Here is a 6,000-nt window from a genome sequence, read left to right as displayed (position 1 = left end):
CGCCCTTGGCCGGATCGTAGGGCGCGGCCGTCGTGATGATCGTGACGCGCGATTGCGCCAGCGGTTTCTTCAGCGGCTGGAACGGCGCGTCGATGTAATGCGCCCAGCGATACGGCGTAGTGTAGCCGATGGCCGCGTAGTAATCGCGGGTCCGCTGCATATAGGGAATGGGAGCGTCATAGTCGGGCGCAAAGCCGAATTCGTCGTCGCGCGGCGCTGACATGGAAGTCGACATCGGGCGCGTCTCCTCTCGTTCTCGTTGCGGACAGAGTAGAGATAGTTGGCGGTTTGCTCAACGGGGGGCGAGGGCGATGCAGGTCTGAATTGCAGGGGCGCTGGAGCGAATTGCGCCGCCCTTGCCCTCTCCCCTTGCGGGAGAGGGTGGCTCGCCGCGCAGCGGCGAGACGGGTGAGGGGTCTCTCTCGGTGTGTGAAACTCTCAACGACGGAGCGCGCGGATAGAGACCCCTCATCCGGCGCTTCGCGCCACCTTCTCCCGCAAGGGGAGAACGGATGGAAGCTCGCAAGCGTTACCGAAACACATGCAGCGCCGCATATTGCAGCAGCATGATCGTCTTCGCATCTACGATACGCCCATCCGCGATCATCGCCAGCGCTTCGTCGATCGACAGCTCCAGCACCTCGATCTCCTCGCCCTCGTCGACGAGGCCGCCGCCGTCGCTGATCCGCATCTCCGGCTCGTATTCCGCGACGAAGAAGTGCAGCTTCTCCGTCACCGCGCCGGGGGTCATGAAGGCGTCGAATACCTTGTGGACGTCGTGCAGGCGATAGCCGATCTCTTCCTCGGCCTCGCTACGGATGCGCGCTTCGGGATCGGCGTCGTCGAGCATGCCGGCGGCGGCTTCGATCAGGAGGTCGTCATAGCCGTTGACGAAGGCGGGATAGCGGAACTGCCGCACCAGCACGACGGTGCGCCGCTTGCGGTTGTAGGGCAACAACGCTGCGCCGTTGCCGCGGTCATAGACCTCGCGGGTCTGCGTCTGCCATTGCCCATCATTGCGGCGCCACTCGAAGGTCGTCGCTTTGAGAATGTACTTCTTGTCCGAGAGCAGGCGGACATCTTTGACGCGGACGCGATCGGAAACGGACATGCGGGCCTCTAAGGAGTTGGATCGCGGCCGTCGAGCCATTTGGCGAACATGACCGAGGTCGATTCGGCGAAGCCCAGCGACTGGTAGAACGCGCCGGCCTGCTTGTTCTCGCGGCGGACCAGGAGCTGAAGTTTCTGGATACCCGCCGCGCGCAGCCAGTCTTCAGTGGCAGCCATGACGGTGCGGCCATGGCCGCGCTTGCGGCAGTCGGGATCGACCGCGACGTAATAGACCCAGCCGCGATGGCCGTCATGGCCGACCATGGCGGTTGCGACGATCGCTCCCGCTTCGCGGCCGATCAGCACCGTGGAATTGTCGCGGCGCCGGGCCAGCGCGATGTCGGCATGCGGATCGTTCCAGGGCCGTGTCAGGCCGCAGCGCTGCCACAACGCGACGACGGTCTCGACATCGGCATCCGCGATCTGATCGATCGCGAGCGGAGACGAGAAGACGGATACGTTCACAGCACCTTACCGGGGTTCATGATTCCGAGGGGGTCGAGCATCGCCTTGACCTGGCGCATCAGCTCGATCGCCGTCTTGTCCTTCACGTCGGGCAGTTCGTCGCGCTTGAGCACGCCGATGCCGTGCTCTGCCGAGATCGAGCCGCCCATGCGCAGCACGATCTCGAACACGACTGCGTTCACATCGTGCCAGCGTGCGAGGAACTCGGCAGTCTCGGCGCCGACCGGCTGGCTGACATTGTAATGCAGATTGCCGTCGCCGAGATGGCCGAACGGCACCGGCCGCGCGCCCGGGATCAGCTTGACCACTGCGGCATCGGCCTCCGCGATGAAGACGGGCACCGCGGCGACGGGAACGGAGATGTCGTGCTTGATCGAGCCGCCCTCGGGCTTCTGCGCCGCAGACATCTCGTCGCGCAGCTTCCAGAAGTCGGACCGCTGCGTCAGGTTCGCCGCGATCACGGCGTCGTCGACGATTTCCTTCTCCAGCGCGCGAGTGAGGATCCCTTCGAGCGTGGCACGCGCGTCGTCGCGCGGCGAGGACAATTCTATCAGCACGTACCAGGGATGCTTCTCTTGCAGCGGATCGCGCACGTCGATGCCGTGGCGGATCGAGAAGTCGACCGCCATTGCCGCCAGGAGCTCAAAGCTCGTCAGCGCGGTCGACGCCTCGCCCTGGGCGATGGTCAACAGCTTGAGCGCCTCCGCCGGGGACTTCAGCCCGACGAATGCGGTCTCGATCGCCCGCGGCTTCGGAAACAGCTTCAACGTCGCAGCGGTGATGATGCCGAGCGTGCCTTCGGCGCCGATGAAGAGGTTGTGCAGGTTGTAGCCGGTGTTGTCCTTTTTCAGCTTCGACAGCGCGTTGAGCACGCGCCCGTCGGCGAGCACGACCTCGAGCCCCAGCGCCATCTCGCGCGCGACGCCGTAGGCGAGCGCAGCGGTGCCGCCGGCATTGGTCGAGAGATTGCCGCCGATCGTGCAGCTCCCCTCCGCGCCGAGCGATAGCGGGAACAGGCGATCGACCTCGGCCGCCTTCTGCTGGGCGATTTGCAGCACCACGCCGGCTTCACACGTCATGGTGTTGGAGGCGGCATCGACTTCGCGGATCCTGTCGAGGCGTCGCAGCGACACCACCACCTCGCCATTGAGTGGCGTCTGGCCGCCGACGAGGCCCGTGTTGCCGCCCTGCGGCACCAATGCGATTTTGTGCTCGGAGGCGAGCTTGCAGATCGCGGAGACTTCCGCGGTCGAGCCCGGACGCAGCACCAGCGGCGTGCGGCCGTGGAACAGGTCGCGGTCCTCGGTGACGTAAGGCTCGATGTCGGTCGGATCGGTCACGGCATATTTGGCGCCGACGATCTTGCGGAATTTCTCGATCAGCTCGGGCGCAAGGGGAGGGATGGCAGACGTCGTGACGTTCATCTCTTCTTCTTTCTTCACCGCAATCTATTCTATTGCGCGTGATCCTATCGGAAAACCGCTACACACTTGTCCGGATCATGCGCTACCGCGCCACCGCTGCGCGCCGCAGCCGGTCGTTGATCGCTTCACCGAGCCCTTCCCCGGGCACCGCCATCACCGCGATGGCGCGCGGGGTCTTCGCGTCGAGGGCGCGAAGATAGCCGAACAAATTGGCGGCGGCTTCATCGAGGTCACCGCTCACTGACAAATTCATGACACTTGCTGCCTGTTCGACACCCGGCAGCACGGCCGGTCCGAGGGCGAGCAGCGCTTCGCCTGGCGCGACGTCGCGCGCGTTGAGCCGCACGATGGCGCGCGGCGCGTAATGCGAGGCGAGCATGCCGGGTGCGAGCGGCTGGCTGTCGTTGCTCTCGGCATCTTGCGGCGGCCGCGCCAGCGGCACGCCGAGCACGGCCTCGATCTTCTCGCGCGACAATCCGCCGGGGCGAAGCAGCATCGGCGCCTCGAAGCAGCCGACAATCGTCGATTCGACGCCGACCTCGACCGGGCCGCCGTCGACGATCAGGTCGATCCGCCCCGCGAGATCGCTTTCCACATGCGCCGCCAGCGTCGGCGAGACATGGCCGGAGATGTTCGCCGACGGCGCCACCACCGCGCCGCCGAAGGCATGCAGGATCGCCTGCGCGACCGGGTGGGCGGGAATCCGGATCGCGACCGTATCGAGCCCGGCGGTCGCGAGATCCGCGACCGGGCAGTCATCCGTCTTCGGCACCACCAGCGTCAGCGGCCCCGGCCAGAAGGCTTGCGCGAGCCTGATCGCCTGCGGATCGAATCGCCCGATGCGCTGCGCCGCCGCGAGATCGGCGACATGAGCGATCAGCGGATTGAAGGCGGGGCGGCCCTTGGCGGCATAGAGATGGGCGATCGCGGTCGCGTTGGCGGCATCCGCGCCTAGCCCGTACACAGTCTCGGTCGGGAACGCGACGAGCAGGCCGGCCGCAAGCGCCCGTGCGGCGGCATCCGTGGCGGCCGGTCCGGCCGGCAGAATCTCGGTGGTCAGGCCCGTTTTCACTGGGACAAAATTCCTCAAATCGGCCGCTTGCGGTGTGCCAAACCCGACGCTATAAGCCGCCTTCTTGTCGGAGTGTGGCTCAGCCCGGTAGAGCACTGCGTTCGGGACGCAGGGGTCGTAGGTTCGAATCCTACCACTCCGACCATTCTTTCCAAAAGTTGACGTTTTGCAGAGGGTTGGGCGAAATATCGCCCCGCCCAGCGGGACCTTTTTGCACGGATTTTGAAGGCCGGTCCACGGGGGATTTGGCCCGGCAGAGCGGGCTATGCGCGCGGCATGGCTGGGGACCGGGATTTCGACTTCCTGATGACTTGCCCCCTATCTCAATCTCGGTCGGTGCTCGCGGTAGTCACATGGGAAACAATCCGAGCAGCCACCACCATGCATAGTCTACGGGCACTAAAACAAGGAGAGTCAGGATCGCCAAGGGGATTCCTAACCGCGCGACCTGTGACGGACTGATATTGCCCAATCCGACTGTGACCATGATCGGCGGCGCCTGATAAGCAAACGCAACAGTCGAGAAGCCGATTACCTGAATCATCAGCACCGTCATCAGTGGCAGGCCCGTAGCCTCCACCAGATTCGCGGCCAGAGCAGTGTAGATGGCTCCGACTGCATTGGCGCTCGCGACGAAGAAATTTTGAAAACGGCTCCACGGCGGATTTGAGCGGGCAGGGCCGCATATGTGCGTGGCATCGCCGAGTCTTCTATGCTTCGGTCGGTGAGGTCTCGCTGATCAAGGCGCACGCGAGCACCTGAATTCCTCACTCTGGTTCTGTTCATTAAAAAAACGCAAACGGCGCGGCCGAGGTCGACCGCGCCGCTGTGGCCTTATCACAGAGCCGAGGCGTCAGTAGTCATCCGGTACGTACGCCGGTGCGCCCCAGCCAGGCTCGCTATATCCATAGCCGCCATATCCCGAGTCCGGGCCCCAATAGCCGTAAGCGTTGGTGTGGTGCCAGCTTCCAAGGCGACGACACTGGCCGACGCCGGCCATCAACTGGCCGCCGCTCAGCGCAGGGCCGGCCGCGCCGACGGCGTTTTCACTCGAGGGAGTACACCAGCCCGGACCGCGTCCCGCGGCCAGGCTTGGGCTTGCAGTCGCGAGCGGCAAAATCGTGGCCATCACTGCGGCCGCGCTCACAAGTTTCATACGTGTCATGGTTGTCTCCATGTCTCGGTTTGACAGGGGACCAATCCCTCCCGCTAATGGCCGTTCCTTAACCGACGGTCGCGATTTCGCGAGCAATTGGGTTTCGTCGGGTTTCATGGAACACCGTGACCCCCCTCACATGAGCGCGCCATGGCGAGTACGCGCAGCATCATCTGCGCGCCACTAGCACGCCGAGCAGAAAGGCCACCAGCAATGACGGCAGCGGCGCCTCGCGCACCATGCCGCGGACGATGTCCGGCCAGTGCTGGTCCGTGCCGGTCTCGCCCGTCGGCCAAATTCCCCATTCCGATGCAAGCACGCCGATCTCGCGTGGCGTGAGCTTTGAAGCGTCACGGACACGGTAGATGGCGGCTTCCGAACGGTCGCGCGCAGGCAATGCCATCAGCGTGGCGAGCGCGGTGCGCAGCGTCATCTCGCCATAGCCTTGTAAGCGAACCGCCTCTTCCGGATCGGAGGTCATGCGAAATTCTCCCTCACGCAGCGAAGTGACGGGCGATCGTGAAGACGGCGGTCGCGCAGAGAACCAGCGTCGAAACCGCGCCGGCGACGCCGCGCGCGAGGCGGGCGCGTGTCAGGTGTCTGGCCATGTTCCTCTCCTCTTCTTTCGGGGGAAATCGTGACGAGGCCGGTTGGTTCCTTACGGCAGTCGTAATGGTGCCGCGGTGTGGCGTGGGTCATCGCTGGTCATGGGGCTCAGCGATCATGATCAGGCGAGCTCGACGACGATGCTTTCGAGCAGCACGGTTTCCGCT

At 64.7% G+C, this 6,000-nt stretch carries 7 protein-coding genes, 1 tRNA gene and 1 pseudogene; 1 reads left to right on the top strand and 8 read right to left on the bottom strand.

Features of this window, described 5'->3' with window-relative positions; all coding sequences use genetic code 11:
- The 5 genes and pseudogenes from ACV1FX_RS14270 to ACV1FX_RS14250 all read right to left on the bottom strand — a co-directional run.
- Positions 1 to 223, bottom strand: a pseudogene (locus ACV1FX_RS14270) (glycine reductase); the annotation flags it as partial.
- Between the two features lie 306 nt (positions 224 to 529).
- Positions 530 to 1,111, bottom strand: a complete 582-nt coding sequence (locus tag ACV1FX_RS14265) for an NUDIX domain-containing protein (RefSeq protein WP_473118185.1) — start codon at positions 1,109 to 1,111, stop codon at positions 530 to 532.
- Positions 1,112 to 1,119: 8 nt separating this feature from the next.
- Positions 1,120 to 1,575, bottom strand: coding sequence for a GNAT family acetyltransferase (locus ACV1FX_RS14260; protein WP_473118184.1), 456 nt, complete (start codon positions 1,573 to 1,575; stop codon positions 1,120 to 1,122).
- On the bottom strand, positions 1,572 to 2,999 hold the full coding sequence (locus ACV1FX_RS14255) for an FAD-binding oxidoreductase (RefSeq protein WP_473118200.1): 1,428 nt from the start codon (positions 2,997 to 2,999) through the stop codon (positions 1,572 to 1,574). Before ACV1FX_RS14255 ends, ACV1FX_RS14260 begins: the two co-directional genes overlap by 4 nt.
- An 82-nt stretch (positions 3,000 to 3,081) precedes the next feature.
- Positions 3,082 to 4,071, bottom strand: coding sequence for an L-threonylcarbamoyladenylate synthase (locus ACV1FX_RS14250; RefSeq protein ID WP_473118183.1), 990 nt, complete (start codon positions 4,069 to 4,071; stop codon positions 3,082 to 3,084).
- A gap of 68 nt (positions 4,072 to 4,139) precedes the next feature.
- Here ACV1FX_RS14250 and ACV1FX_RS14245 point away from each other — a divergent pair.
- Positions 4,140 to 4,216 (top strand) — tRNA-Pro (locus tag ACV1FX_RS14245).
- A gap of 204 nt (positions 4,217 to 4,420) precedes the next feature.
- On the opposite strand, the gene ACV1FX_RS14240 is transcribed toward ACV1FX_RS14245, so the two are convergent.
- From ACV1FX_RS14240 to ACV1FX_RS14230, 3 genes are all read right to left on the bottom strand, one after another.
- Positions 4,421 to 4,759 (bottom strand): anion permease, encoded by a 339-nt coding sequence (locus ACV1FX_RS14240; RefSeq protein ID WP_473118199.1) that lies wholly within the window; start codon positions 4,757 to 4,759, stop codon positions 4,421 to 4,423.
- 165 nt (positions 4,760 to 4,924) lie between these two features.
- On the bottom strand, positions 4,925 to 5,236 hold the full coding sequence (locus tag ACV1FX_RS14235) for a hypothetical protein (protein WP_473118182.1): 312 nt from the start codon (positions 5,234 to 5,236) through the stop codon (positions 4,925 to 4,927).
- 160 nt (positions 5,237 to 5,396) lie between these two features.
- A complete protein-coding gene (locus tag ACV1FX_RS14230) occupies positions 5,397 to 5,708 on the bottom strand; it encodes a hypothetical protein (protein WP_473118181.1) in 312 nt (103 codons plus the stop codon).
- Positions 5,709 to 6,000: the final 292 nt, after the last annotated feature.

This window comes from Bradyrhizobium ingae (assembly GCF_055791185.1).
The sequence above is the reverse complement of the archived record's forward strand: the minus strand, read 5'-3'. Positions and strand labels throughout refer to the sequence as shown.

What these genes read in the sequence shown, in the direction of transcription:
- ACV1FX_RS14265 (WP_473118185.1), bottom strand. Translation starts at nt 1,111, where the DNA reads ATGTCCGTTTCCGATCGCGTCCGCGTCAAAGATGTCCGCCTGCTCTCG.
- ACV1FX_RS14255 (WP_473118200.1), bottom strand. Translation starts at nt 2,999, where the DNA reads ATGAACGTCACGACGTCTGCCATCCCTCCCCTTGCGCCCGAGCTGATC.
- ACV1FX_RS14235 (WP_473118182.1), bottom strand. Translation starts at nt 5,236, where the DNA reads ATGACACGTATGAAACTTGTGAGCGCGGCCGCAGTGATGGCCACGATT.
- ACV1FX_RS14230 (WP_473118181.1), bottom strand. Translation starts at nt 5,708, where the DNA reads ATGACCTCCGATCCGGAAGAGGCGGTTCGCTTACAAGGCTATGGCGAG.